At 63.3% G+C, this 24,731-nt stretch carries 24 protein-coding genes and 3 pseudogenes; 17 read left to right on the top strand and 10 right to left on the bottom strand.

Going from position 1 to position 24,731, the window contains the following annotated elements:
- Both ACF0H6_RS08380 and proC read left to right on the top strand, forming a co-directional pair.
- Positions 1-838 (top strand): annotated as a pseudogene (locus ACF0H6_RS08380) (sugar phosphate isomerase/epimerase family protein).
- A 379-nt stretch (positions 839-1,217) separates the two neighbouring features.
- Positions 1,218-2,048, top strand: a complete 831-nt coding sequence (gene proC, locus ACF0H6_RS08375; RefSeq protein WP_395249197.1) for a pyrroline-5-carboxylate reductase — start codon at positions 1,218-1,220, stop codon at positions 2,046-2,048.
- 82 nt (positions 2,049-2,130) lie between these two features.
- On the opposite strand, the gene ACF0H6_RS08370 is transcribed toward proC, so the two are convergent.
- Together ACF0H6_RS08370 and ACF0H6_RS08365 are read right to left on the bottom strand one after the other, a co-directional pair.
- Positions 2,131-2,769 carry a TrkA family potassium uptake protein gene (locus tag ACF0H6_RS08370; RefSeq protein WP_171983496.1) on the bottom strand — a complete coding sequence of 213 codons (639 nt, stop codon included), beginning with the start codon at positions 2,767-2,769 and terminating at the stop codon, positions 2,131-2,133.
- A 40-nt stretch (positions 2,770-2,809) separates the two neighbouring features.
- On the bottom strand, positions 2,810-4,240 hold the full coding sequence (locus ACF0H6_RS08365) for a TrkH family potassium uptake protein (protein ID WP_395249196.1): 1,431 nt from the start codon (positions 4,238-4,240) through the stop codon (positions 2,810-2,812).
- Between the two features lie 112 nt (positions 4,241-4,352).
- Here ACF0H6_RS08365 and ACF0H6_RS08360 point away from each other — a divergent pair, with 112 nt between their 5' ends.
- From ACF0H6_RS08360 to gdhA, 3 genes are all read left to right on the top strand, one after another.
- Positions 4,353-5,564, top strand: a complete 1,212-nt coding sequence (locus tag ACF0H6_RS08360; RefSeq protein ID WP_395249195.1) for an acetoin utilization protein AcuC — start codon at positions 4,353-4,355, stop codon at positions 5,562-5,564.
- Between the two features lie 108 nt (positions 5,565-5,672).
- Entirely contained in the window at positions 5,673-6,239 is a 567-nt protein-coding gene (locus ACF0H6_RS08355; RefSeq protein WP_395249194.1) for an ArsR/SmtB family transcription factor, read from the top strand.
- 187 nt (positions 6,240-6,426) lie between these two features.
- On the top strand, positions 6,427-7,764 hold the full coding sequence (gene gdhA / locus ACF0H6_RS08350; protein ID WP_395249193.1) for an NADP-specific glutamate dehydrogenase: 1,338 nt from the start codon (positions 6,427-6,429) through the stop codon (positions 7,762-7,764).
- A gap of 19 nt (positions 7,765-7,783) precedes the next feature.
- Here gdhA and ACF0H6_RS08345 read toward each other — a convergent pair.
- A pseudogene (locus tag ACF0H6_RS08345) lies at positions 7,784-9,090 on the bottom strand (alpha-hydroxy-acid oxidizing protein).
- 82 nt (positions 9,091-9,172) lie between these two features.
- On the opposite strand from ACF0H6_RS08345, the gene ACF0H6_RS08340 reads away from it, so the two are divergent.
- Positions 9,173-9,877: a FadR/GntR family transcriptional regulator gene (locus ACF0H6_RS08340; RefSeq protein ID WP_395249192.1), complete on the top strand. Its 705-nt coding sequence runs from the start codon at positions 9,173-9,175 to the stop codon at positions 9,875-9,877.
- On the opposite strand, the gene ACF0H6_RS08335 is transcribed toward ACF0H6_RS08340, so the two are convergent.
- Positions 9,867-10,880, bottom strand: coding sequence for a LacI family DNA-binding transcriptional regulator (locus tag ACF0H6_RS08335; RefSeq protein ID WP_395249191.1), 1,014 nt, complete (start codon positions 10,878-10,880; stop codon positions 9,867-9,869). The genes ACF0H6_RS08340 and ACF0H6_RS08335 overlap by 11 nt on opposite strands.
- Positions 10,881-11,215: 335 nt before the next feature.
- On the opposite strand from ACF0H6_RS08335, the gene ACF0H6_RS08330 reads away from it, so the two are divergent.
- The 3 genes from ACF0H6_RS08330 (at position 11,216) to ACF0H6_RS08320 (ending at position 13,017) form a co-directional block, all read left to right on the top strand.
- A complete protein-coding gene (locus ACF0H6_RS08330; protein ID WP_395249190.1) occupies positions 11,216-12,373 on the top strand; it encodes a 3-deoxy-7-phosphoheptulonate synthase in 1,158 nt (385 codons plus the stop codon).
- A 159-nt stretch (positions 12,374-12,532) separates the two neighbouring features.
- Positions 12,533-12,745 (top strand): helix-turn-helix domain-containing protein, encoded by a 213-nt coding sequence (locus ACF0H6_RS08325; RefSeq protein ID WP_234758321.1) that lies wholly within the window; start codon positions 12,533-12,535, stop codon positions 12,743-12,745.
- Positions 12,746-12,918: 173 nt separating this feature from the next.
- The gene (locus ACF0H6_RS08320) at positions 12,919-13,017 is read left to right on the top strand and encodes a 30S ribosomal protein bS22 (RefSeq protein ID WP_395249189.1); all 99 of its coding nucleotides are present in this window, start codon (positions 12,919-12,921) and stop codon (positions 13,015-13,017) included.
- A gap of 174 nt (positions 13,018-13,191) precedes the next feature.
- Here ACF0H6_RS08320 and ACF0H6_RS08315 read toward each other — a convergent pair whose 3' ends face one another.
- Positions 13,192-14,010 carry an HAD family hydrolase gene (locus tag ACF0H6_RS08315; RefSeq protein WP_395249188.1) on the bottom strand — a complete coding sequence of 273 codons (819 nt, stop codon included), beginning with the start codon at positions 14,008-14,010 and terminating at the stop codon, positions 13,192-13,194.
- A gap of 131 nt (positions 14,011-14,141) precedes the next feature.
- Between ACF0H6_RS08315 and ACF0H6_RS08310 the strand changes: the two genes are divergently transcribed.
- Together ACF0H6_RS08310 and ACF0H6_RS08305 are read left to right on the top strand one after the other, a co-directional pair.
- The gene (locus ACF0H6_RS08310) at positions 14,142-14,396 is read left to right on the top strand and encodes a glutaredoxin family protein (RefSeq protein ID WP_395249187.1); all 255 of its coding nucleotides are present in this window, start codon (positions 14,142-14,144) and stop codon (positions 14,394-14,396) included.
- A gap of 53 nt (positions 14,397-14,449) precedes the next feature.
- A complete protein-coding gene (locus ACF0H6_RS08305; protein ID WP_395249186.1) occupies positions 14,450-15,157 on the top strand; it encodes a redox-sensing transcriptional repressor Rex in 708 nt (235 codons plus the stop codon).
- Between the two features lie 48 nt (positions 15,158-15,205).
- On the opposite strand, the gene ACF0H6_RS08300 is transcribed toward ACF0H6_RS08305, so the two are convergent.
- The 3 genes from ACF0H6_RS08300 to ACF0H6_RS08290 form a co-directional block, all read right to left on the bottom strand.
- Positions 15,206-16,090 (bottom strand): hypothetical protein, encoded by an 885-nt coding sequence (locus tag ACF0H6_RS08300; RefSeq protein WP_395249185.1) that lies wholly within the window; start codon positions 16,088-16,090, stop codon positions 15,206-15,208.
- A gap of 229 nt (positions 16,091-16,319) precedes the next feature.
- On the bottom strand, positions 16,320-17,021 hold the full coding sequence (locus ACF0H6_RS08295) for a hypothetical protein (RefSeq protein ID WP_395249184.1): 702 nt from the start codon (positions 17,019-17,021) through the stop codon (positions 16,320-16,322).
- A 205-nt stretch (positions 17,022-17,226) separates the two neighbouring features.
- Positions 17,227-17,775: a YceI family protein gene (locus tag ACF0H6_RS08290; RefSeq protein ID WP_395249183.1), complete on the bottom strand. Its 549-nt coding sequence runs from the start codon at positions 17,773-17,775 to the stop codon at positions 17,227-17,229.
- A gap of 203 nt (positions 17,776-17,978) precedes the next feature.
- Here ACF0H6_RS08290 and ACF0H6_RS08285 point away from each other — a divergent pair, with 203 nt between their 5' ends.
- The 5 genes and pseudogenes from ACF0H6_RS08285 to ccsB all read left to right on the top strand — a co-directional run bounded on the left by ACF0H6_RS08285 (position 17,979) and on the right by ccsB (position 22,857).
- A complete protein-coding gene (locus ACF0H6_RS08285; RefSeq protein ID WP_395249182.1) occupies positions 17,979-18,644 on the top strand; it encodes a histidine phosphatase family protein in 666 nt (221 codons plus the stop codon).
- Between the two features lie 2 nt (positions 18,645-18,646).
- The gene (locus ACF0H6_RS08280) at positions 18,647-19,279 is read left to right on the top strand and encodes a TlpA family protein disulfide reductase (protein WP_395249181.1); all 633 of its coding nucleotides are present in this window, start codon (positions 18,647-18,649) and stop codon (positions 19,277-19,279) included.
- Between the two features lie 14 nt (positions 19,280-19,293).
- On the top strand, positions 19,294-20,049 hold the full coding sequence (locus ACF0H6_RS08275) for a cytochrome c biogenesis CcdA family protein (RefSeq protein WP_395249180.1): 756 nt from the start codon (positions 19,294-19,296) through the stop codon (positions 20,047-20,049).
- Entirely contained in the window at positions 20,049-21,788 is a 1,740-nt protein-coding gene (locus tag ACF0H6_RS08270) for a cytochrome c biogenesis protein ResB (protein WP_395249179.1), read from the top strand. Before ACF0H6_RS08275 ends, ACF0H6_RS08270 begins: the two co-directional genes overlap by 1 nt.
- Positions 21,788-22,857 (top strand): annotated as a pseudogene (ccsB, locus tag ACF0H6_RS08265) (c-type cytochrome biogenesis protein CcsB). Before ACF0H6_RS08270 ends, ccsB begins: the two are co-directional and overlap by 1 nt.
- A gap of 129 nt (positions 22,858-22,986) precedes the next feature.
- Here ccsB and ACF0H6_RS08260 read toward each other — a convergent pair.
- Positions 22,987-23,364, bottom strand: a complete 378-nt coding sequence (locus tag ACF0H6_RS08260; RefSeq protein ID WP_395249178.1) for a PLD nuclease N-terminal domain-containing protein — start codon at positions 23,362-23,364, stop codon at positions 22,987-22,989.
- Between the two features lie 81 nt (positions 23,365-23,445).
- Between ACF0H6_RS08260 and ACF0H6_RS08255 the strand changes: the two genes are divergently transcribed.
- On the top strand, positions 23,446-23,772 hold the full coding sequence (locus ACF0H6_RS08255; protein WP_395249177.1) for a DUF4229 domain-containing protein: 327 nt from the start codon (positions 23,446-23,448) through the stop codon (positions 23,770-23,772).
- Positions 23,773-23,845: 73 nt separating this feature from the next.
- Here the strand turns inward: ACF0H6_RS08255 and ACF0H6_RS08250 are convergent, their stop codons facing one another.
- Complete coding sequence (locus ACF0H6_RS08250) at positions 23,846-24,727, bottom strand: 1,4-dihydroxy-2-naphthoate polyprenyltransferase (protein WP_395249176.1); 882 nt, start codon at positions 24,725-24,727, stop codon at positions 23,846-23,848.
- Positions 24,728-24,731 lie beyond the last annotated feature (4 nt).

Raw genomic sequence — 24,731 nt, 5'->3', positions numbered from 1 at the left:
ATGAGTACCGACGTCGAGCACTCCGAAGAAGATACCCCGAGGATTCCGGTGGCGCTTTCCAGCGCTTCCGTCTATCCGCTCAGCGTTCACGACGCCTTCGCTGTGGCGCAGGACCTCGGGTACGACGGCGTCGAGGTGATGGTGACCAACAACGCCACCAGTCAAAACCCGGATGCGCTTATTCAGCTCAGCCACCGCTACGAGCAGCAGATTGTCTCCATCCACGCGCCAACTTTGTTGCTGACCCAGCAGGTCTGGGGTCCGGCATGGAACAAGATTGAGATGTCCTGCCAGATGGCGCGGGAAGTCGGCTGCAACACTGTGGTGGTTCACCCGCCGTTCCGCTGGCAGTCGAACTACGCCGAGAACTTCGCTGCCGGTGTGCGCGAGATCGCGGCGATGTACCAGGTGCATATCGCCGTCGAGAACATGTACCCGTGGCGCGTGCGTGGCCGCGAGGCGCTGGCCTACCTTCCGCACTGGGATCCGTTGGGCCAGGATCTACGACGACGTCACCTGGGACTTCTCGCACGCCGCCACCGCCGGGGCCAACAGCCTTGAGGCGGTGCGGGCGCTCGGAAGCAAGCTGCGCCACGTCCATCTGACGGACGGTTCGGGCTCGGGCAAGGACGAACACCTGATCCCCGGCTACGGCACCCAGCAATGTGCCGAGGTGCTGCAGCATCTGGCATCCAACGGGTTCGAGGGCACTGTGGTTGCCGAGATCTCCACGCGCAAGGCCAAAGCTGCCGGAGAGCGCGAGGAATGGCTCGCCGAAACGCTGCGCTTCGCGCGCCAGCATTTGGGGGCGCCGCTCGTGGGGGCCTTCGAGATTTAGGTTCCCCGGGATTCAGGGCCCGACGACGTCGGGCGGCCAAGTGCCGCTCGGCGCGCCTAAACGATCACGATGCTTAAACGAGAAAGCACCGGCGGTCGAATCGGGAAAATGGGGGGAAACCCGTTCGACCACCGGTGCTTGTGGCGGACATCCCCATGCCCGCCTCATCACTCGCACCCTCAATGAGGTAATTACTAACTTACGGACCGATATTGAGTAGAGCCTGCAATAAGGTTGGGAGCAAGCTGGGAATCCAAATCTCTCTCTGTCCTGAGCGCGAGCTGGCATCAAATGCCCTCAAAAATCCCTCCTGCGGGCATCTGCTGCTAGTTCGCGCAAGCGTTCGGCAGCGACGGGGCCTAACTGGCATCATGGAGCCATGAGCAACCGAATCGCATTCCTTGGCTGTGGGTCCATGAACGAGGCCATTCTGGGCGGCCTGCTGGCTGCCGGAACAGATCCGTCGGACATTGTGGCCACCGTCCGCCGCGCAGAACGTGCCGCCGAACTGGCCGAGCGTCACGGAGTCATGACTATTGCAGGTGCCGAGGAACCAGACAACAACAAGCTGGCAACCAAGGGCGCTTCGGTGGTCATTCTGGGCGTCAAGCCGGTGGGCATTGCCGACCTTGCTCGCGAGATCTCACCCGCACTGGGCAAGAACACCATCGTGATCAGCGTTGCGGCTGCCGTGTCCATCGCCCAGCTTGAGGCAGCGCTGCCAGCAGGCCAGCCGGTCATCCGCACCATGCCGAATACCCCTGCCAAGCTCGGCCGAGGCGTAGTGTCCGTTTCGGCCGGAACCAACTGCAGCCCCGCTCAACTCCAGCAGGCCAAGGAGATCCTCGCCGCTGCTGGCACCGTGGTGGAAATTCCGGAGGAACAGGTGGATGCCCTCTCGGCTATTAGCGGCTCCGGCCCGGCCTACGCGTTCTACCTCGCCGAAGCCATGGCTGCTGCCGGCGTCGAACTTGGTTTGGACCCCGAACTCTCCCTCATGATTTCGCGTGAAACCGTGGCCGGTGCCGGTTTCATGCTCGCGGAGCCGGGAGCAGACCCCACCGCACTGCGCATCGCCGTGACGAGCCCCAACGGAACCACAGAGCGCGCCATCGCTGCATTCAACGACGGCGGAATCCCCGCGATCATCGCCGACGGAGCCCGCGCCGCGGCCGCCCGCGCCGCGGAAATAACGCAGCAGCTCGCCTAGCTCCGGCCGGAGTTTGTGTACAGATCAGGTCCCCTAAACGCGCGTTTAAGGGACCTGATCTGTACACAAACTCGAAGAGAAGTTACGGGCGGGCCGCGAAGCGCTCCAGCAGATCCACGTGCCCGGACACAATCAGCATGTCGCGGCCGGAAACCTTCGTATCCGGGCGGGCGTAGGTGAAGTCTTCGCCCGGGGATTTCACGCCGACAATGGTCACGCCGTACTTCGAGCGGACCTTGGACTCGTCCAGCGTGAAGCCCACGGTTTCCTTGGGCGGGTACATTTTCACGATGGCGAAATCGTCGTCGAACTCGATGAAGTCCAGCATGCGGCCCGAGACCAGGTGGGCCGCGCGGACGCCGGCGTCGGCTTCGGGGTAGATGACGTGGTTGGCGCCGATGCGGGTGAGGATCTTGCCGTGCGAGGCAGTGATCGCTTTCACCCAGAGGTGTTCGATTCCAAGGTCCACGAGGTTTACGGTGATGAGCACCGAGGACTCGATTGACGTTCCCACGCCCACTACCGCGGAGCTGAATTCCTGCGCGCCGAGCTGGCGGAGGGCATCGATGTTGGTGGCATCCGCTTCGACTACGTGGGTTAGCACGGAAGCCCAATTCTGCACGAGCGTGCGGTCCCGCTCGATAGCCAGGACTTCGCGTCCCTGCTTGACGAGTTGTTCGGCGGTGGCTGCACCGAAGCGGCCCAAGCCGATCACCAGCACGGGCGCGTTGTGCGCCGGCCGGTTGGGGGCGCCTGTTGAATTAGCCAATGATCGGCCTCTCTTCCGGATAATGGAATAGTTGCCTGCGTTGGCGGAGGGCCAGGGCGGAGGCAAGGGTTATAGTGCCGATGCGGCCCGCGAACATGAGCGCGGCGAGAACGTAGACCCCCGACGGCGGTAGCTCGGCGCTGAGGTTCGTGCTGAGTCCCACGGTGGCAAAGGCTGAAATGGTTTCGAAGAGTACGCGGTCCAGGCTGGCGCCGCTGATGGCCAAAAGCAAGAATGCGGATACGCATACCAAGGTGGCGCCGGCGACGATCACCGAGATGGCTACCCGCATAGTGCCTTCGGGGATCGTGCGGCCGTAGACCTTGACGTCGTCGTCGCCCCGGGCTTCAGCCACGATGGCGAGGAACATCACCGCGATGGTGGTCACCTTGATGCCGCCCGCCGTCGACGCCGAACCGCCGCCGGCGAACATGAGCGCGTCTGACAGCAGCCTGGTGGTGGAATCCATATGGCCTTGGTCGACCAGGTTGAAGCCACCGGAGCGCGTCATGATCGAGGCGAAAATGGAATGCGTGATCTTGTCGCTAACGCTCATGTTGGCGATGGTGTTGGTGTTGTCCCACTCCATCAAGGCCCAAAGGACTGCTCCGGCAATGAGGAGGATCAGGGAGACCTGGATGGTGAGCTTGGTGTGGAGGTTCCATTTCTTCCAATTGAAACCATGCCGTCGGAGCACCAGCATCACCGGGAATCCGAGGCTGCCGAGGAACACGCCAAGCATGAGCGGCACAAGAATCCACAGGTCGGTCTCGTACGGCACGATTCCGTCGGAATGGGGTGTGAAGCCGGCATTGTTGAAGGAAGAGATCGAGTAGAAGACTCCGTGCCAGACGGCCTGCCAGAAGCCCTCTCCCAGCGTGATGAACCGCGGAATCAGGGACAGCGCCAGAACGGCTTCAATCACAACAGACGTAGTGATGACGATTCGCAACAGGGTGCCCACTTCGCCCAAGCGGCCGGCGTTCATGGCCTCTTGGGCGATGAGCTTGCCGCGGACGCCAAGCCGCTTGCTGACCATCAGCGCGAGCAAGGAAGCGAGGGTCAGAGTACCCAGGCCGCCCACGAAAATGCCCACCAGAATCACGAGCTGGCCGAAGAAGGTCCAGTGCGTTGCCGTCGAAACAACGGTCAAACCGGTGACGCAAACGCTGGAAACAGCGGTGAACAAGGCCTGGTGGATGGGGGTGACCGTACCGTCAGCCGATGCCGCTGGCAGGGAAAGCAGACCGGTGAACAAGAGAATCGCGACGACGTACGCCGTCAGCGCCAATCGCGCCGGTGAGGTGTTGGCGATGTCGTCGAGGAAGTCGCGGATACCCGTGAAAATCCACAGGCCTCCCCGCTCCGGCTGGACGGTTTGCCAGCTGGCCGGGTCCCGGGACCTCGACTGGCTCTGAGTCATGGCAGTGCTGTTCGCTTCTGGTCGATTGATTCTGCTTTCCTGAGTAGTAAACCACTAATCGCCCGCTCTAACGGGGCAGTGGCGCTCCCGCCGCTCGGGTAGCCTGTCATTGATGACTTCCTGGGCAGGCCTCCGTCCGTCCGCGCTCCCAACGACGGTAGCGTGGGATCCCGCCATGACCGCATACAATTTCGGCCCCTCGCACCCGATGGCGCCGGCGCGGCTTGAACTGACTGCCCGGCTCGCCGCGGCGCTTGGACTCTTCGATTTGGAGCACGTGTCCGTCCAGGCGCCCGAGGTCGCGTCCGACGTGGAACTCCTGGCCGTCCACAGCGCCGAATACGTCGCCGCTGTGCGGCGTGCGAGTGAAGACCCGACGACGCCGGACCCGGATCGCGGGCTCGGGACCGAAGACGATCCGGCGTTTGCGGGGATGCACGAAGCCAGCGCCCGGCTTGCCGGCGGTTCGCTGCTCGCGGCCGCATCCATCCTGTCCGAATCCGCGGTCCGGGCGGTCAACTTCGGCGGCGGCATGCATCACGCCTCCCGTGAGCGTGCCAGCGGCTTCTGCATCTATAACGACGCCGCCCTTGCCGTGCAGAGGCTGCTCGACGGCGGTGTCACGAAAGTTGCGTACATTGACGTCGATGCGCACCACGGCGACGGCACCCAGAGCATTTTCTGGAACGACCCCAGGGTCCTGACGATTTCCCTGCATGAAAGCGGCCTCTCGCTGTTCCCCGGAACCGGTTTCGCCAATGAAATCGGCGGCCGGGATGCCTTGGGCGCCGCCGTCAACGTTGCGTTGCCTGCGTGGACCGGCGACGCCGGGTGGTTGCGCGCCTTCCATGCCGTGGTGCCGCAACTCGTGCGGGCTTTTGAACCGGAAGTCATTGTGAGCCAGCACGGCTGCGATTCCCACAAACTCGATCCCCTAACGCACCTCAATCTCAGTGTGGATGGCCAGCGGGAGGCGGCCAACGCCGTCGCGGGCCTCGCCGCCAGGTTCTGCGAGAATCGTTGGATCGCCACCGGGGGAGGCGGCTACGATATTACCGGCGTCGTGCCCAGGACATGGAGCCACTTGATAGGGATCGTGGCCCAGAATCCCGTGCAGTTGACGGCTCCCGTCCCGGTTGAGTTCCGGAGCTATGTCAAAGAGAAATACGGCGAAGATGTTCCGGAACTCATGGGCGACGGAGTCGATACCTGGTGGCGTTCATGGGAGGTCGGGTATGACCCTGCCGACGCGGTTGACCGGACCATCATTGCCACCCGCAAGGAAATCTTTCCGCTCTACGGGCTGGATCCCTGGTTCGACTAGTGAGACCGGCCGCCGTTTCGGCCCACGCTGCGCGGGGTTGGACCCGCGCGGCGCGCACAGGCGAAATAGTTGATGCCTTTTGGCGTATATGTCGCTAGGGTGGGAGGCATGGTGACTGACGACGTATTTGCCGTCATTGCTGAGGCAACCCGGCGTGACATTCTGGTTTCCCTCCGCTCTGGGGATAAGGCTGTGGGGGAACTGGTGGAGGAGCTCGCAGCGAGCCAGCCCACCATTTCTAAGCATTTGAAGGTGCTCCGGGAGGCAGATCTCGTCAGCATGCGTGCCCAGGGTCAGAAACGCTTCTATGCGTTGAACCCGAAGCCGCTCGTCGGGGTTGCCAACTGGCTGGAGACGTTCGACGTCGGACCCGCCAAGCCCGCAGCCGAAGCCGCCACGCCGGCCCGCAGCCCCCGTTCACGGTCGGTTGGCCAGCCGGGCCAGGACGCTACGAAGAAGCAGCCCGACGGCGAGCCGCTCGTCGCTTCTCCGGCGAGCACCGACGTCGAGCGCTCGGCTGAAACCGTTCCCGACTCCGGAGCTGCTGCCTCTGTCCCAGGCCTCGACGACACCAGGCCGCAGCAGATCGGACGCACGGTTGGCCGTGCCGCCACCAAGGCTGCGGACCTTTTGGCCAACTTGCCTAACCTGCCGAAGTTCGGGCGGAAGAAGTAGCGGCACCTTCGGAGTGGTCTCATGGGTGATTTCCTCGAATCTCCACTCTTTCACTGGCTTTGCCGTTTTGCCGTGGGTGCTGCTGGAGTCGTAAACGGTTCGAATGGAGACTGCCGCGCGCCTGATGGGAGCATGGGAGGGCTTGTACTCAGACCCGCCGCTCGGCGCAGAAGTTGTAGGGAGTCACATGGATTCGAGGCTGGAAGCAGTCCGGGACACCGTCTTGGCGCGGAACCCGGGCGAGCTGGAATTTCACCAGGCCGTCACCGAGGTCTTTGAGAGCCTCGGCCCGGTGCATGACAGGCACCCGGAATTCCTCGAAGGTGCCGTGCTTGAGCGCCTGTGCGAGCCGGAGCGGCAGATCATTTTCCGGGTTCCGTGGACCGACGACAGTGGCCGGGTCCACGTCAACCGTGGCTTCCGCGTCGAGTTCAACTCGGCCTTGGGCCCCTACAAGGGCGGCCTGCGGTTCCATCCTTCGGTCTACCTGGGCATCGTCAAGTTCCTCGGATTCGAACAGATCTTCAAGAACGCCCTGACGGGCATGCCCATCGGTGGCGGCAAGGGCGGCTCGGACTTCGATCCCCGTGGCCGCTCTGACGCCGAAATCATGCGCTTTTGCCAGTCCTTCATGACCGAGTTGTACCGCCACATCGGCGAATACACGGACGTTCCCGCCGGCGACATCGGCGTGGGAGGCCGCGAGATCGGCTACCTGTTCGGCCAGTACAAGCGCATCACCAACCGCTACGAGTCGGGCGTGCTCACGGGCAAGGGAATGTCGTGGGGCGGCTCCCTGGTCCGTCCGGAAGCCACCGGTTTCGGCACAGTGATCTTCGCCCAGGAGATGCTCAAGACCCGCGGCCAGTCCTTCGACGGCCAGCGCGTCGTAGTCTCCGGCTCAGGCAATGTGGCCATCTACGCCATCGCCAAAGCCCAGTCCCTTGGTGCCACCGTGGTGGCCTGTTCCGACTCCGCCGGCTATGTGGTTGACGAGGCCGGCATCGACGTCGCGCTGCTCCGCCAGATCAAGGAGGTCGAGCGCGGCCGCCTCACCGACTATGCGGAACGCCGTCCGGGTGCCCGCTACGTTGCCGGCGGTTCTGTGTGGGACGTCAACGGTACCGTTGCGCTGCCGTGCGCAACGCAAAACGAGCTCGACGGCGAAGCCGCCGCCAAGCTCGTCAGCAACGGCCTGTTGGCAGTCGCCGAGGGGGCCAACATGCCGTCGACGCGTGCCGCCGTCGGGGTTTTCCAGGACGCGGGCATCCTGTTCGCCCCGGGCAAGGCAGCGAACGCGGGTGGCGTAGCAACCTCGGCGTTGGAGATGCAGCAAAACGCGAGCCGCGATTCCTGGACGTTTGAGCATACAGAAGCTCGCCTGACGGAAATCATGGTGGGTATCCACGATCGCTGCGCCGAGACCGCCGAGGAATACGGCGCCCCGGGCAACTATGTGCTGGGTGCCAACATCGGCGGCTTCGTGAAGGTCGCCGACGCCATGTTGGCGCAGGGCCTCATCTAGGGCGCCTGCCCCCGGCGCGCTAGCGCTGCAGCAGCCGCACGTGGTCCGGGGTGAGTTCCGAGATCTTAGTGACGCCAAGCAGTGCCATAGTGCGGGACATGTCCTTCTCCAGCGATCTGGATGGTGCGGTCCACCCCGGACCGGCCGCCGGCCATGAGCCCATACAGGTATGCCCGGCCGATCAGCGCGAAGTCGGCGCCGAGGGCCAGCGCTGCCACGATGTCCGCGCCGCTCATGATGCCAGTGTCCAGGATCACGGCCGCGCCGCTGTTGTCCGCTTTCAGCGCCGAGGCGACCTCCGGCACGAGGTGCAGCGGAATCGGTGCCCGGTCCAATTGGCGCCCGCCGTGGTTGGAGATCACGACGCCGTCCGCGCCGTGGTCCACTACCTTGCGGGCGTCGTCCACGGTCTGGATGCCCTTGACCACCAGCTTGCCCTTCCACGTTTCGCGCAGCCAGGCGAGGTCATCGAAGGTCAGGGTGGGATCAAACATGGAGTTGATGAGGTCGGCCACCGTGCCTGTGTAGCGCGAGAGCGAAGCGAAAGTCAGCGGCTCGTGCGTGAGGAAGTTGAACCACCAAGCGGGCCGGTAGGACGCATCCAGCACCGTCTTCACCGTGAGCGCCGGCGGAATGGTCATGCCGTTGCGGACGTCCCGCAAACGGGCGCCCGCGACGGCGGTGTCCACCGTGACCATGAGGGTGTCGTTTCCGGCTTTGGCGGCGCGCTCGATCAGTTCGAGGGAGCGGTCCCGGTCCGTCCAAAGGTACAGCTGGAACCAATTGCGGCCGTTCGGAGCGGCCGCGGCCACGGCTTCGATGGAAGCGGTCCCCATCGTAGACAACGTGTACGGAATGCCGGCCGCTTCGGCAGCCTGCGAGCCCGCGTATTCACCCTCTGACTGCATCATGCGCGTGAATCCCGTGGGCGCGATGCCGAACGGGAGCCGGGACTCTTTGCCCAGAATCGAGGTACGGAGGTCGATCTTGGAGACGTCGCGCAGAATCCCCGGCCGGAACTCGATGTCCGTGGAATGCCTGGCGCGCCCGGCGGAGGGTGATCTCGGCCTCGGCAGCTCCATCCGTGTAGTCGAAGGGTGCCTGGGGCGTGCGCCGCTTCGCCATGTCACGAAGTTCCCAAATGGTGGACGCGCGCCGCAGCTTCGCCCCGTTGCTGAACTCGGGCTTCTTGAATTTCATGAGGGGCGCCAGGTCCGCGTACTTGGGAACCCGCCTCTTGAGTGCAGCAGGGCGCCCGACGGCGGTGGGCGCCTTTGCGGGCACCTCGAGGGAAGGTGTGCTGCCCGGCTGGACGGTCTGCGTCATTGTGCTTTCTCCAGGATCGCGGTTGTGTGGTTGGACCACACTCTATGCGATGTGGTCCAACCACATCAACTACTATTTATCCATGCGCACGCACGAGCTCGTCCTGGGTTGGATAGAAAAGCAATTGTCCGACGGGCATTTGGTGCTGGGAGGGCGGCTTCCCGCGGAACGGGCATTGGCCGAGCAATTGGAAGTCTCGAGGACATCGGTCCGCGAAGCCATCCGGATCCTCGAAGCCATGGGCGTGGTGCGGGCAGGTGTCGGCTCCGGGAAGGACGCCGGGACGGTTGTCATCGCGGAACCGGCTGCGGCCCTCGGCTCCGCGCTCCGGCTCCATGTGGCGACGCAGCATTTGCCCGTCGCAGACATTGTCCAAACGCGCGTCCTGCTCGAATCATGGGCGGTGTCACGCGCCAAAGCAGACGCCCCTGAACTGATGGAAGCGGCCAGGCTGTTGGACCAAATGGAGGTGCGCCCCGCCGTCGACGACTTCCTCGCACTGGACGTCGCCTTTCACTTGGCGCTTGCGGAAGCCGCCGGAAACGCCGTGGTGAGCACCATTATGGGTTCGCTGCGGGAGGCGATTGAGGGTTATGCCGCCGCGTTGACCGCCAACCTGCCGAATTGGGAGAGCACCGCACAACGTTTGCGCTGCGAGCACCGCGCCATTTTGGCGGCCGTGAACGACGGCGACGGCGAGAGGGCGGCGACGCTCGTGGCCGCACATATCGAGGGATATTATCGCGAGGCCGGGCTGGGTCAGCCGCCCGCGGAAACTAGGCTTTGACGGGCCCGGTACTGCCCCTGAGCTCAATCCGAGGCGGGAAGTAATTCGTGGGGGAGGCGGCGTCGTGCGTCTGGATCTGCTCCCGCATGCGGCGCCACGCAAGGTCCCCGAGGTCCGAGATGGGCACGGCAGCGGTGGTCAGCGGAGGCATGGTGTATCGGGCGAACGGCATGTCGTCGAAGCCTGTGAGTGACAAGTCTTCCGGCACGCGGATCCCGCGCTGGCTCAGCCCGCTGAGCAAGCCCATGGCGGCCACATCGTTGAAGACAAGGATGCCGGTGGCGCCACATCCGGCGACGGCATCGCTCGACTCAAAACCGGCGTCGTACGTGTTGCCGCCGGGAATGTACTGCAATTCGATGTCCGCGAATTCCGCTTTGAATTTCTCGAGCCCCCTGAGCCGCTGCACGTTGGAGGCGCTGCGGTCCGGCCCCGTCAGATAGGCCAGTTTGCGATGGCCCAGGCTCACCAGATGCGCGGCGAGTTCCTGGATGCCTTGGCCGTAGTCCACTACCAGGCTGGGCGTCGGCACGGATTCGGTGGTCCGGTTGATCAGGACGAGTGGATAGAGCGTGGGGGCGAGCTCTTCCAATTCGGCGTCACTCATGCGGGGGGCGCAAAGGACGACGCCGTCGCATCGCCTCCGGGCTTCTCCGGCGAGGATTGCTTCTTCGCTCGAAACCTCGGAGGAGTCGGCAATCAGCACACGGTAGCCGTCGCGGGCAGCGGCGATGCTCAGCCCGCGAAGGATCGCCTGGAACGTGGGGTTGGACAGGTCCGGGACCACGATGCCGATGGTGTCAGTCTTTCCCAAGGCCAGGCTGCGGCCCACCGGGTTGGGCTTGTACTTCAGTTCGATTGCGGCTGCGCGCACGCGGGCGGCGATGACCACGTCCACGGTGGTGTTACCGTTCATGACCCGGGAAACCGTGGCATGCGAAACGCCGGCCATGGATGCCACATCTGCGATGCCCACCCGCCGGGTATTTGCTCTGCCTGCCATCGGTTCCTTTCTGGAAAGCCAACAGTTGCCTGCGCCATTGCGACGGCGACGTTGTTCTGAGGTGAAGTTTATAGTGCATGGGGAAACGGTTTCCCTTGATGTCGTCGCATTTCGGAGTCTTGCGATTTGCGGCATCCGGGGGCCGACGCTATGGTTTTGGCTATGACTAACCGTTGGTATGCGTATTTTTCGTTGGCTCTGGAGGGGCCCGCGTCTAACTGACACGCATCCAACTTTCCTTCAGAGCCAACAGGGCAGAGATCATTCTCTGCCCTTCGCCATTTCCAGGCGGGCTCTGAGCAGGGTCCGCTCCTCTCCGGAACAGGACCCCTTTCATGACCAGCATCGCCGCAGAGCCCACCGCACATCTTGTCGACGCCGAGACTGTAGACGCGCCGTCGGCGTCTGCCCTTTCGACATCCAACTTGCGCGTCAGCCGCTTCGAGCCTCTTCCCACCCCGCAGGAAGTCAGCGCGGAACTTCCGCTGAGTGCCAAGGAGTCCGCCGTCGTCGAGCGCGGCCGTGACGGAGTCCGCGCCATCATGGACGGTGTGGACGATCGCCTCTTGGTCATCGTAGGCCCGTGCTCCATCCACGATCCGAAGGCCGGGCTGGAGTACGCCCGCAGGCTGGTCAGCCAGGCCGAGAAGCACAAGGAAGACCTCTTGATCGTCATGCGGGCCTACTTCGAGAAGCCGCGCACCACAGTGGGCTGGAAGGGCCTCATCAACGATCCGCACTTGGACGGCAGCCATGACATCGCGGCCGGGCTCCGTGCGGCGCGCGGATTCCTGCAGCAAGTCACGGCGTTGGGCTTGCCCACTGCCACCGAGTTCCTGGAGCCGATCAGCCCCCAGTACATGGCCGACCTCGTCGCGTGGGGCGCCATTGGTGCCCGCACCACTGAAAGCCAGATCCACCGCCAGCTCGCTTCCGGGCTGTCCATGCCCATCGGCTTCAAGAATGGGACCGACGGCGACCTCCAAGTGGCGATCGATGCCTGCGGTGCGTCTGCCGCGGCCCAGGCGTTCCTGGGGATCGACGGCGATGGCCGCGCCGCCCTCGTGGCCACTTCAGGCAACCCGGACACCCACGTGATCCTGCGCGGCGGACGCAAGGGGCCCAACTACTCCGCCGCCGACGTCGCCGCTGCCTCCGGGAAGCTCTCGGCCAAGGGACTGAATCCGCGGCTGATCGTGGACGCGAGCCACGCCAACAGCGGAAAGAGCCACCACCGCCAAGCCGAAGTCGCACTGGAGATCGGCGCCCAACTGGAGGCTGAGCCGGCGTCGGCGATTGCCGGCGTCATGCTGGAAAGCTTCCTGGTTGGCGGGGCGCAGAACCTGGACGTGGAGCTCCAGCTGGCCGGGGAACTGGACTTGGTCTATGGCCAGAGTGTCACCGACGCTTGCATGGAATGGGACGTCACGGTGTCCGTCCTGGATCAGTTGGCGGCGTCGTCCCGCAAGCGCCGCGTGGCTGCTTCCAACTAAGTGAAACCTCGTCTCCACTTGGAGGAAAGACTTTCACTTTGGTACCAGCAGCCTCTAGAGTATCTAGCACATGGTTGTTTTGATGGCTCAGCATCGGCACACCAGGTAATGAACGCTGGGGTTCGCCGCTAACCGCTGAGAGCAAAGGAATATGGAGAAATGTCCGCAGAGACTAACTTCTCGAACGCGCGTTTCATGACAGTGGCTGAAGTTGCCGAAGTCCTCCGGGTTTCCAAAATGACCGTGTACCGTCTGGTCCACTCGGGAGATTTGCCGGCCGTCCGATTTGGACGATCATTCCGGGTCCCCGAAGAAGCCGTGAGCCAATACCTCAAGGGCGCGGTCGTCGACGGACACTCAGAGACGGCTTGAGTCTGGCTTGGTCCCCCTAAGGGCCGGCGGTCATTGGGTGCCCCCGATAGGCGGTACCCTGTTAAGGAACGTTTTACGTCATTGTAAGAATCTGTCAGTTGTAAAGTCTGTTGCTCAGTTCAAGGACCTCACCCAGCAGACAGAGTCTCAATCTAGTTTGGTAAGGAACTTACGTGGGTTCAGTTATTAACAAGCGCCGCAAGCGTATGGCCAAGAAGAAGCACCGCAAACTGCTTCGCAAGACCCGCCACCAGCGTCGCAATAAGAAGTAGAGATACTTCCAACAGCGTGAATGCCCGTTGCCTCTCGAGGCGGCGGGCATTTTTGCGTCTCGGACAGGTGCTGACGCTGCGGTTCAGGTCTGACGCTGCGCATATTGCCTGACGAGGCTGGAATTCGGGGTGCGCCGAGGAATATCCGTAGCGCTCGATTCTTTGGGTGTCGCGCTAGGCCCTCGGAGCGCGGAACTTTGAGAATCCCCGCCACAGGCCGTACACGGCGCCCCCGACTGTCGCAGCCTTGAGGCCGAGCGTGGCTGCCCGTCGGCCGGAACGGAAGTCATAAACGGGCCAGTTGTTCGCGCGGGCATGGCGGCGCAGCCCGGCATCCGGATTGATGCAGACGGGGTGGCCCACCACGGTGAGCAGGGGGATGTCGTTGTGTGAGTCGCTATAAGCCCAGCAGCGGGTCAGGTCCAAGCCTTCTTCGTCGGCTACCCGCTGCACGGCCACCGCCTTGGCAGCTCCGTGGAGGATTTCTCCGACGAGCCGGCCCGTGTAGGCGCCGTCTGCAACTTCGCCGACCGTGCCCAGGGCGCCGGTCAGCCCAAGCCGTGTGGAAATGACGGTTGCGACTTCGATGGGAGTGGCAGTGACCAGCCAGACCTTCCGGCCAACACGCAGGTGCTGTTCGGCCAAGGCCTTGGTACCAGGCCAGATCCGCGACTCGATCATCTCGTCGTAGACCTCTTCGCCCAGCTCCTTGATATCGGAAACCTTGATGCCGGCAGCGAGGATCAGCGCGGAATCCCGGACGGAATGGACGTCCTCCATTTTTTCGCCCCGCAGGACGAACTTGAACTGTTTCCAGGCGAATCCCGCGGCTTGGGTGAGGGTGAATGCTTTGCGTTCGTACATCTTCCGGGCGACGTGGAAGAGGCTGGCACCCTTCATCAGGGTGTTGTCGACGTCGAAGAATGCAGCTTCGCCGTGTTGCTGCGTTGCTGCCGGTGTGGTGGCCACAACGGTGTTCTTCTCGACGGGCATGTCACGAGTCTAGTCAATCGCCCGGGCCATCGCTGTCTGCGAGCGTGCCGCCGCATACCGCGTCGACGGTTCTCGGGGCTGTGCGGGCCGCGCTGTCGACGCTGTGTCGACGGCCGGGATACCGTTGAGCCATGCCAAATCCCGACGTCGTCCTCCTCACCAAAGCTGACTGTCACCTGTGCGCCGCGGCGCGTGACGCCGTCGAACGCGTGACCTCAAGCTTGGGTCTCGCCTGGACGGAAGAGTCGATCGATACCGACCCCATTTTGCGGGAACGCTACGCCGAAGAGATCCCGGTGGTTTTCGTGGACGGAATCCAGCGGGACTTCTGGAAAATTGACGAGGCGCGGCTAGCGCGGGTCTTGAAGAAGGTCCTCGCTGCCTGAACATGCGCGTCCGGTGCTTTGTTGGCAATAGAGTGGGAAAACAAAGCGACGCAATGGAGAAGAACGTGACTGCGCTGGAACCGTCCGCCGAAGCTGTACCAGGGGACAAGGACTCTGCCGCCAAGCAGATACCGCCCGCGGCCGTGGCCCGGATGACGCTTTACTTGCGCGCGTTGAACTCCCTGCTGGGCGAAGGCGTGGAGCGGGTTTCTTCCGAGGCGCTGGCCGAGGCGTCGGGCGTCAGTTCATCTACTCTCCGCAAGGACCTCTCCTATGTCGGCTCCTACGGAACACGTGGCGTGGGATACGAGGTCCAGTACCTGAGCCGGCACATTGCAGCGGCGCTCGGGCTGACCCACGACTGGAAAGTCGCAATTGTGGGCGCCGGCAATCTCGGCAAGGCTTTGGCACGGTACGGAGGATTCGAATCAAGGGGCTTCGATGTGGTCGCCATCCTCGACGCCGATCCCATGATCATCGGAAACGAAGTCGGCTGGCTGCGGGTGAGCGATGCCGCGAATCTTGAATTGGTCCTTCAGCGGACCGGTACCAACATGGTGGTTTTGGCACTCCCGGCGGCGGTGGCCCAGGACGTTTGCGATCGCGTGATCGGCGCGGGGATCCGCAGCATCCTCAGCTTCGCCCCCGTGCTGCTCCAGGTTCCGCCGCACGTGAATCTCCGCAAGGTGGACATGGCCACGGAGCTGCAGATCCTTGCCTACCACGCACAACGGGCGCAGACGCCCGGCCAGCCCTTTTAGGCCAAACCGGGCCTGCGCCCGTCAGCATGTGTTGATTCGGACCCGGGCCTAGCGCCCGTAGGGAGCCTGGTTGTACGGGTTGGCGAACGGCTGTGCCTTCCGGAAATACGGTGCCGAGGCTGGCAAGTACAACATCACCATGGCGGCGATGCCCAGGAGGATGGTGATGGTACCCATGCCGATCTGGGTCAGGCCCAGCAGCGAAATCGCGGCGAAAACCGTGCCGAGGATACGGGCCCAGTTCTTGCCCTTGCGTACTTTGAACGCAACCAATGCGTAAAGTCCGGCGAAGATCACCGAGAAAATAACCATGACGGTGACAATGACGCCGATAACGCTGGCAGTGTCCACGCCCGAAGTGTTGGCTCCCTGCGCTGCCAAGGCCTGATCGATCATGCCCTTGCCCGCCGCGGAATTCAGCGAAGCGATGCTGAAGGGAATTCCGATCAGGGTCAGTACGCCGGCCGCAATGATGAGCCAGAACGAGATGTTGACCAACTTTGGCACGCCCGACGTCGTTGTGGGCTGCTGGCTCGGCCAAGGGCCGCCCTGACCGTACTGCGGGACGGACGGCTGGCCGTACTGGGGCTGCTGGCCTGGAGCCTGCTGCCCGTACTGGGGTGCTTGCTGCCCGTACTGGGGTGCTTGCTGACCGTACTGGGGAGCTTGCGGCGCTTGCTGACCGTACTGCGGCGCTTGCGGCGGTGTCTGCTGGCCGTACTGCGGCGCTTGCTGCCCGTACTGCGGCGCTTGCGGCGGAGTCTGCTGGCCGTACTGGGGCGCCTGCTGCCCGAACTGGGGAGCCTTCTGACCATACTGAGGCGCGGAGGGCTGCCCATACTGCGGTGTCTGCTGGCCATACTGCGGCTGCTCAGGTGTGGGTTTTTCGTCCGGAGTCCCCGGAGAGGACGGCGGGTACGGAGGGTTGCTCATGGCATTCCTTTGCGTGTCGACTGCAGATACGGCTGCCGGGAGCAACGTGCCCTGCCCCCAGCTCGGCTTAATTCCACCGTACCCCGGCGGCCCAGGGCTGGGGATGATTCGCGGAAGAATTCTCCCCGATTGAGGTTCGGCTATTTCCCGCTGGGCGGTGCCAGGGCAAAGGGAAGGCCGCGGGGTCCCAGGAACCTGCCGCGGCCTTCAGCTTTTAACTACCGTGTTGCTACTCGAAGTGCTTCCTGGACTCCGGAAGCCACATCAGGATGGCGGCTGCGACCGCTGCCGCTGATCCGATGAAGTTGATATTGAGGGTGACTCCCTGGAACAGCAGGGATATTGCCGCTAGGGCTCCAAGGATGGTGAGGACCAGCCGTGCCCAGCGGGAGCCTTCTTTGAGCCGGATGGCAATAAAGATGTAGAGCGCCGCGAAGATCAGGCTGAAAATCAGGCCCACAATGCCTGCACCGACCATCATCTCTCCGAACAAGCCCCGGACGATGAAGATGTTCAGGAAGCTGGCAACCACGCCGATTGCTGCGGCCGCGACCCACAACCAGTAGGAGACCATCAGCCGCTGGGGCAGGCCTGTGGTGTCCCGGAAGCGCTGCGCGACGTTGTTGAAGTCGAGTCCAAAGGTGTTCCGGGCCGGGGCTGCGTAACCGAGTCCCGCGGGCGGGGCATTGTTGGGGCCCGCCATCGGCATGCCGTACGCTGGCTGGCCCTGCTGCTGATAGCCAGGAGCCGGCTGTTGGTAGGAAGGCGGTGCTTGGTAAGAAGGGGGCGCTTCGTAGGAAGGCGGTGCTTGGTACGAAGGCGGAGCCGGGGTTCCCTGCGGAGGCTGGTAACCCGCAGGAGGGACGTTGCCGGGCTGCGGTGGCTCAGAGCCGGGCTGCTGTGGCGGAGGAGCTTCGTTTGGGTTACTCATGGCATCACTGTAGACCGGAGGTTTAAGGATTCATAGGAAATTCCCGGCCAATTCGCTGCTAAATATCGGCTTTTGGCCGAACAATAGGCGGGTGATGCCGCAAGCAACGAAATGGCGCCTTCGGGGCTGCACGATGGATGTACGTGTGCAGCGCCGAAGGCGCCATTTGGTCCGGGATCCAGGGGGAACCCGGAAGTCGCGTGAACTAGGCGGCAGGTGCGATGAAAGCCAGTTCGAGGTTGATGGCAACCTTGTCGCTGACCAGCACGCCACCGGCTTCGAGCACTGCGTTCCAGGTCAGGCCGAAGTCCTTGCGGCTGATGGTGGTCTCACCGGAGACGCCTGCGCGGGTGTTGCCGAACGGGTCAACGGCGACGCCGTTGAACTCGGTTTCGATGGTTACCTCTTTGGTGACGCCCTTGATGGTCAGATCGCCCACGAGGTCGAAGCTGTCGCCGTTGGCCTGGACGTGGCGGGAAACGAAAGTGATTTCCGGGAACTTCTCCACATCGAAGAAGTCCTCGCCCTTGACGTGGCCGTCGCGGTTGGCGTCGCCCGAGTCGAAGCTGGGGGTCTTGATGGTGGCGCTGACCTTGGAGTCGTTCAATCCGTTGCCGACTTCAAGGGTGGCTTCGGCCTCGGCGAACTGGCCCCGGACCTTGCTGATGCCTGCGTGGCGGACGGTGAAGCCGATCTCGCTGTGGGAGTTGTCGAGGGTCCAGATGCCGGTGGTGACGTTGGCGGGAAGAGTCATGGGGTTCTCCTTGGGAAGGTGTGGTTGTAGCTTCATCGAACGTTCGATCACACTTAGTTGAAGTGTCAACCGAACCTTGTGTCAAGTATAAACATGCAAATGCATCTTTTATTCCTCCTTTCGGGAACATTTAGAAGAAACTTTCAGTTCTACGAAACGTAGAAGATTTCGGATCGCCCGCCTTCTTTGAGAAACTGGTAAACATGCCCCAAGCAACTGTCCATCTGCTCCGCCATGGCGAGGTCTACAATCCCGACGGAATTCTGTACGGCAGGCTGCCCGAATTCCACCTCTCCGAACGTGGCCGCGAGATGGCCCAGATGCTCGCGGACCACTTCGCAGCCCGCGTCTCGCAGGGGGCGAACATCGTCCACCTCGTCGCATCGCCACTGATCCGCGCGCAGGAAACTGCCCTGCCCACCTCCGAGGCGTTGGGGCTGGAGATCGTCACGGAGCCGCGGATCATCGAGGCGGAAAACCACTTCGAGGGACTCAAGGCCGGCATCTCCGAGTTCATCAAGCCGAAGCACTGGTTCCAGCTCCGCAATCCGCTGCGCCCTTCCTGGGGCGAGTCCTACCACGACCAGGTCACCCGCATGCGTGCCGCCGTCGAGGACGCCCGCCTGAAGGCTATTGAGCTCGGCGGCGACGGCGCGGAAGCCATCCTTGTCAGCCACCAGCTGCCCATCTATTCCACGCGCCTCAGCGCGGAAGGCCGGCGGCTGTGGCACGATCCCCGCAAACGCCAGTGCACTTTGACGTCCCTGACGTCCCTGGTGTTCGACGACGACGGCAAGGTTGCGCGGGTGGACTACAGCGAACCCGCCGCTGTGCTGCTGCCCGGTGCCGCGAAAACCCCCGGAGCATGACGATGGACCGCAACACTCGAAAATCCCTCGGATTAGCAGTCACGTCCCGGCGCAGCCTCCTTGCCGTGGGGGGAGTGGCCCTCACCGCGCTCACCATGGGCTTGTCCGCCTGCGCCCAGCAAGACGCACTCGCGCAGCAGGCTAAAGCCGGTGACAACAAGAACTATGTGGCTGGCGACGGCTCGGTGACCGAGTTCGCCAAAACGGACCGCAAGGCCGCCGTCGGGATCAAAGGCACGTTGTTTGACGGAACCGCGGTGAACCCGCAGGATCTGATCGGCAAGGTGACTGTCCTCAACTTCTGGTTCGCCGCGTGTGCGCCGTGCCGGGTCGAGGCGCCCATCCTCGAAGAACTGCACCAGGAGTTCAAGAGCAAGGGCGTCCAGTTCTACGGCGTGAATCTCCGGGACGAGAAGGCTACGGCCGATGCGTTCGACAAGACCTTCAACCTCACCTACCAAAGCTTCAACGATAAAGACGGTGCCGTTCTGCTGTCCGTCTCCGGCATCGTGCCTCCCGGCGCGGTCCCCACCACGCTGGTCCTGGATAAGGAAGGCAAAGTTGCCTCCCGCGTCCTGGGTGAGATCGAGAAGAGCACGCTCAAGGCGCTCATCACTTCCGCGGTAGCCGAGTAGGTGGCCCGGACAGCGTGAACAGCCCTTTCGCCGAGACCATCCTGAGTGGTTCCTTGTTGCTTGCCATTCCCGTGGCTTTGCTGGCCGGATTCGTGTCCTTCCTGTCGCCGTGCGTCCTGCCGCTTGTCCCGGGATACCTCGGCTACGTGACAGGGCTGACCGGCGTCGACCTCCAGAAGCAGAAGCGCGGGCGCATGCTCGCGGGAATCGGACTGTTCGTCCTTGGTTTTTCGCTGATTTTTGTCCTGCTCGGCGGCGCCTTCGGCCAATTGGGAACCCTCATTACCGGCCCGCAGAACGCGTGGATCACGCAAGTGCTTGGTGTGCTGGTGATCGTTATGGGCGTCGTCTTCCTGGGCGGCTTCGGCTGGTTGCAGCGTGACGCGAAAATCCACGCGAAGCCACCGGCCGGACTGTGGGGTGCGCCGTTGTTGGGCATCACCTTCGGGCTGGGTTGGGCGCCGTGCATCGGGCCCACGTATTCCGCCGTCCAGCTGCTGAGCCTTTCCGGGGGATCGTCCGCGGCGAAGGGGGCGCTCCTGGCGTTTGTCTATAGTCTTGGCCTGGGCATTCCCTTCCTCCTGATCGCCCTTGCGGTCCGGCGGGGAATCGGCGTGATGTCCTTCTTCCGGAAGCACCGCCTGGCCATCCAGCGGATTGGCGGGGGCATCCTGATCCTGCTGGGAATCCTGATGGCCACGGGAGTGTGGGGCGCCTGGGTTACCGGGCTGCAGTACTGGTTCCAAACCGATGTGAAGTTGCCGATCTGATGAGCGAGCCCGTGCAAGGTAAAAAGAAGTCCAACAAGTCCGCCAGCGAGCCCGCGGGAGCTGACAACGCCCCTGACAACGCCCCTGACAAGGCCGTTGACCGGGCCGTTGACAGGGCTAAAGCCGAGGCGGCCCTGCCGGTCCTGGGGATCATTGGCATGCTGCGCTGGGCCTGGACCCAGCTGACCAGCATGCGCACTGCGCTGTTCCTGCTGCTGCTCCTGGCCGTCGCGGCAGTTCCCGGCTCGCTGTTCCCGCAGCGCCCGGCGAACCCTTCGATCGTCACCCAGTACATCGCGGACCACCCGGACTACGGCAAGCTCCTCGACTCCGTGCAGCTGTACGACGTGTATTCCTCGGCCTGGTTCTCGGCCATCTACATTCTTTTGTTCATCTCCCTGATCGGTTGCGTCACGCCCCGGGCCATCGCTCACTACAAGGCCATGCGCTCCCAGCCGCCGCGGACCCCCAAACGGCTCTCCCGCCTCCCGGAGTACGGCACGCTGGTGCTGCCCGCCGACGCCGGGATCCCGGCGTCGAAGGCTATTACCGACGCCGCTGCGGTGCTGAAGAAGCGTGGTTACCGCGTGGAGGTGCGCGACGTCGACGGCGCTTTACCTTCCTTGGGTGCCGAGCGCGGCTTCCTCAAGGAAGTGGGCAACCTGTTGTTCCACGCCTCGCTGATCGGGGTGCTGGTTTCGGTGGCCGTCGGCGGCCTGTTCGGGTACAGCGGCCAGCGCATCTTGGTAGAAGGCGACACGTTCGTGAACACCTTGGTGGGTTATGACCAATTCAGCCCCGGAAGCAACTTCCAGAGCAGCTGGCTCCAGCCGTACTCCATCCAGCTGGATAAGTTCGACGTCCAGTTCGATCGCGAATCGCCGTCGCACTTCGGCCAGCCCATCGACTTCACGGCGGACGTCACCACCAAGGAAACCCCGGACGCGGCCGCCAAGAAGCAGGTTCTCAAGGTCAACGATCCTGTGATGCTCGGCGACACCAGCATTTACCTGACGGGCAACGGCTATGCCCCGGTGGTCACCGTTCGTGACGGTGCCGGCAACGTTGCGCTGCAGGGCCCGGTGGTGGCCAAGCTGCAAGGCGACAACTACTATTCCTCGTTGGTCATCAAGGTCCCCGACGCCAAGCCCGATCAGTTGGGCTTCGCAGGCTTTTTCCTGCCCACCGCGATGGTGACGGACAAGGGCGTCTCCTTCAGCGGGGATCCCTCGCTCATCAACCCGCAGCTGAGCCTCAACTCGTACTACGGCGATCTTGGGCTGAACAAGGGCACCCCGCAGAACGTCTTCGAACTCGATGTCGCCAAGCTGACCCCGCTCAATGGCCGTGGCATGGCCTCGAAGGCCATCTCGCTCGCACCGGGCGGCACCTACACCCTTCCGGAAGGCAAGGGCAGCATCACGTTCGACGGCGTCAAGAAGTACGTCGGCGTCGATATCCACCACAATCCCGGCCAGGCCACCGCGCTCGTGTTTGCCCTGCTGGCGGTTGCCGGACTGATTCTCTCCCTCTACCTGAACCGCCGCCGCGTCTGGGTCCGGACCGGAACCCATGACGACGGGCGCACAATGGTGGAGTACGGTCTCCTTGCCCGCGGCGAGGACCACAGACTGGCTGGCGAAGCTGCTGCGATCCGCGAACTGTTGCACCGCGAATGGCTGCTGTCCGCGGAGCAACCCACCGACACCGTTTCTTCCTCAACCTCGAAGGACCAGTAATGTTCCCCATCAACGAAACCATGGGCCAATACAGCGAGCTGTTCATGCTGCTCGCGGCCGGCACGTACACGGTGGCGTTCATCGCTTTCGCGTGGGACCTCGCCAAGAGCAGTAAGACGCTGCGGACCGTGGACCTGAAGGCGGCCTCGGCGGCTGTTTCTGTTGCAGCAGCGGTCAAGGTTCCGGTCGCCGCGGGCCGCGCTGGTGGGAACGACGTCGGTGGCCCCGCTGGCCGCGCTGAGCGCCCGACGTCGGCAGTCACCTCGGTCAGCCAGACCGCTGGCGGCGACATGAAGTACGCCACCGAGCGCCGTATTCCGGCCCGCGTGGCCGTGGCAGTCGCGATCATCGGCGTGGTGATCCATGGTGCCGGTGTGATCACCCGCGCGATCGGCGCGGGACGTGTGCCGTGGGGCAACATGTACGAGTTCCTCACCACTGGCGCGTTCCTGGTCGTTTTGGTGTTCCTGATTTCGATCATCCGCCGTGACCTGCGCTTCCTTGGCACCTTCGTCCTGGGCCTGGCCGTGATCATGATGGTGGCGGCGTCCGTGACCTACTGGACTCCGGTGGGTCACTTGGTGCCGGCCCTACAGAGCTACTGGCTGGTCATCCACGTCTCCATTGCCGTGATTTCCGCGTCCTTGTTCACGCTGACGTTTGCCATGTCTGCCCTGCAGTTGGTGCAGTCCCACCGGCAAAAGACCTTGGCTGCCGGCGGCGCCGACAAGCTGGGCTTCATGCGGCTGGTTCCTAACGCCCTGAGCCTGGAAAACCTGTCCTACCGCATCAATACCGTGGCATTCGTGGGCTGGACCTTCACCCTCATGTTCGGCGCCATCTGGGCAGAAAAGGCCTGGGCCGGTTCTGGGGCTGGGACACCAAGGAAGTCTGGACGTTCGTCATCTGGGTTGTCTACGCCGGTTACCTGCACGCCCGTGCTACCCGCGGCTGGACCGGTACCCGTGCTGCTTGGTTGTCGATTACGGGCTACCTGTGCGTGATCTTCAACTTCACCGTGGTCAACGTGTTCTTCAACGGCTTGCACTCTTACTCTGGGCTGCAGTAAGTCTGCTCCGGAAGGGCACCTTGCCTTCCTGACCCTTTCTGAATGAACGACGACGGCGACACACCGCACTTGCGGGCGTGTCGCCGTCGTTCGCGTTTCAAAGCAGGTCGGGAAGGGAGCACCCAGGGGTCAGGTGTTGACGTCGCCGCTGTCTTCGGCGTTGGAGTCGCCCTTGAGTTTGCGTTCCTTGGCGTCCAGCTCGGCCTTGAGCTTCTTCAGGCGTTCGGCTTCGGCCTGGTTGCGACGGCGGATCTCCAGGTTCCGGAGGAAGTCGGGGTCGTCGTCGGGTGCGGTGGGGTGACTCGCAGGTTGCGGAACGGCGCGGATGTTGTAGGGCCGGCCGATAAGGAACCAGAGAACGGCGCCCAGAATCGGAAGCAGGATCATCACCACAAGCCAGGCGGTCTTGGAGATTCCCCGGGTAGCGCGGCGGTCAGTGCGTATGACGTCCACCAGCCCATAGACGAACACGAGCAAGATCAGGACGACTGCAACAACGCGGAGCATACCGTCAAGTCTAGTCGCCGTCGGGCCCGGTGATAGCGGCGTGATCAGCGTGCAATCAGGCTGTGAGGCTAAACTTGATCCGTGGCTTTCCTCAAATACTCCCTGATCCGCCTGGCGCTCTTCGTGCCGCTCTTCATCGTCTTCGCCTTCCTTCAGACGGGGTTGTTGCTGGCGGCGATTTTCGCGGGTCTCATCGCGTTCGCCATCAGCTACCTGTTCTTCAAGAAGCAGCGTGACGACGCCACCGCATCGATGCACGAACGTTTCTCCGGCCGGGCCAAGCCCATCCGCTCTGCATTGGAGATCGAAGATGCCGATATCGAGGATCGACTGGTGGACGAAAACCCCGCAGTAACAGTCGAGAACGACCGGCGCCCCAAGGAATCCAAGGAATCCAAGGAATCCTAGAATCCTGGAAGCTCAAGCTGCAGGAGCGTCGGCGGAACCGGCGTATAGGTGAGCGAGCGTGCGAGCGTGCGGGTTAGAACCCGTGGCTCAGCACTAGGCCCAGCGCGAACAGAACGCTGTAGCCAAGGTTGATCATTCCGGTCTGCTTGAGCACGGGGATGAGGCTCTTGCGCTTCCTGCCATTGACCATGAGCCATGCCGGCATGAGGCAGGCCGGGATCAGCAGCAGCACGATCAGCATCCACGGCTTCGTGGGCGCCAGGACGATCACCAGCAAGATGGCGACGGCCAACATCAGGACATAGCTTTCGCGTGCGTGTCGGTCGCCTAGCCGCACTGCGAGAGTCCGCTTGCCCGCCACCATATCGGTCGGGATGTCCCGCACGTTGTTGGCCATCAGCAGCGCGCAGGCAATCAATCCGGTACCAATGGCGCCAATGACAGCCGGAAGACTCACCTGCCCGGCCTGCGTGTAGGTGGTGCCAAGGGTTGCCACCAGCCCGAAGAAGACAAACACGAAAAGATCGCCCAGGCCCATGTAGCCATACGGGTTCTTTCCGCCGGTGTACCCCCAAGCGGCCATGACGCAGCCGACGCCCACCAGGAGCAGCCACCAGCTCTGCGTGATGATCACCAAGACCAGCCCGAATGCCATTGCCAGGCCGAAGGCGCCGAAGGCAGCCCACTTCACGTGGTCAGGGCGTGCGGCGCCGGAGCCTACCAAGCGGAGGGGGCCCACGCGGTCCTCATCGGTGCCACGGATGCCGTCCGAGTAGTCGTTGGCGTAGTTGACCCCGACCTGCAGCAGCAATGCCACGAGGGCGGCAAGGATGGCATTCAAAAGCCGGAATGACTGCAGCTCATAGGCGGCCGCGGTGCCGATCAGCACCGGCGCGATCGCCGCCGGGAGCGTGCGCAGGCGGGCGCCTTGAATCCATTGTGCAGCTGTTGCCACGTTC

Source organism: Arthrobacter sp. NA-172, from assembly GCF_043952055.1.
GTDB lineage: Bacteria > Actinomycetota > Actinomycetes > Actinomycetales > Micrococcaceae > Arthrobacter.
The sequence above is the reverse complement of the archived record's forward strand: the minus strand, read 5'-3'. Positions and strand labels throughout refer to the sequence as shown.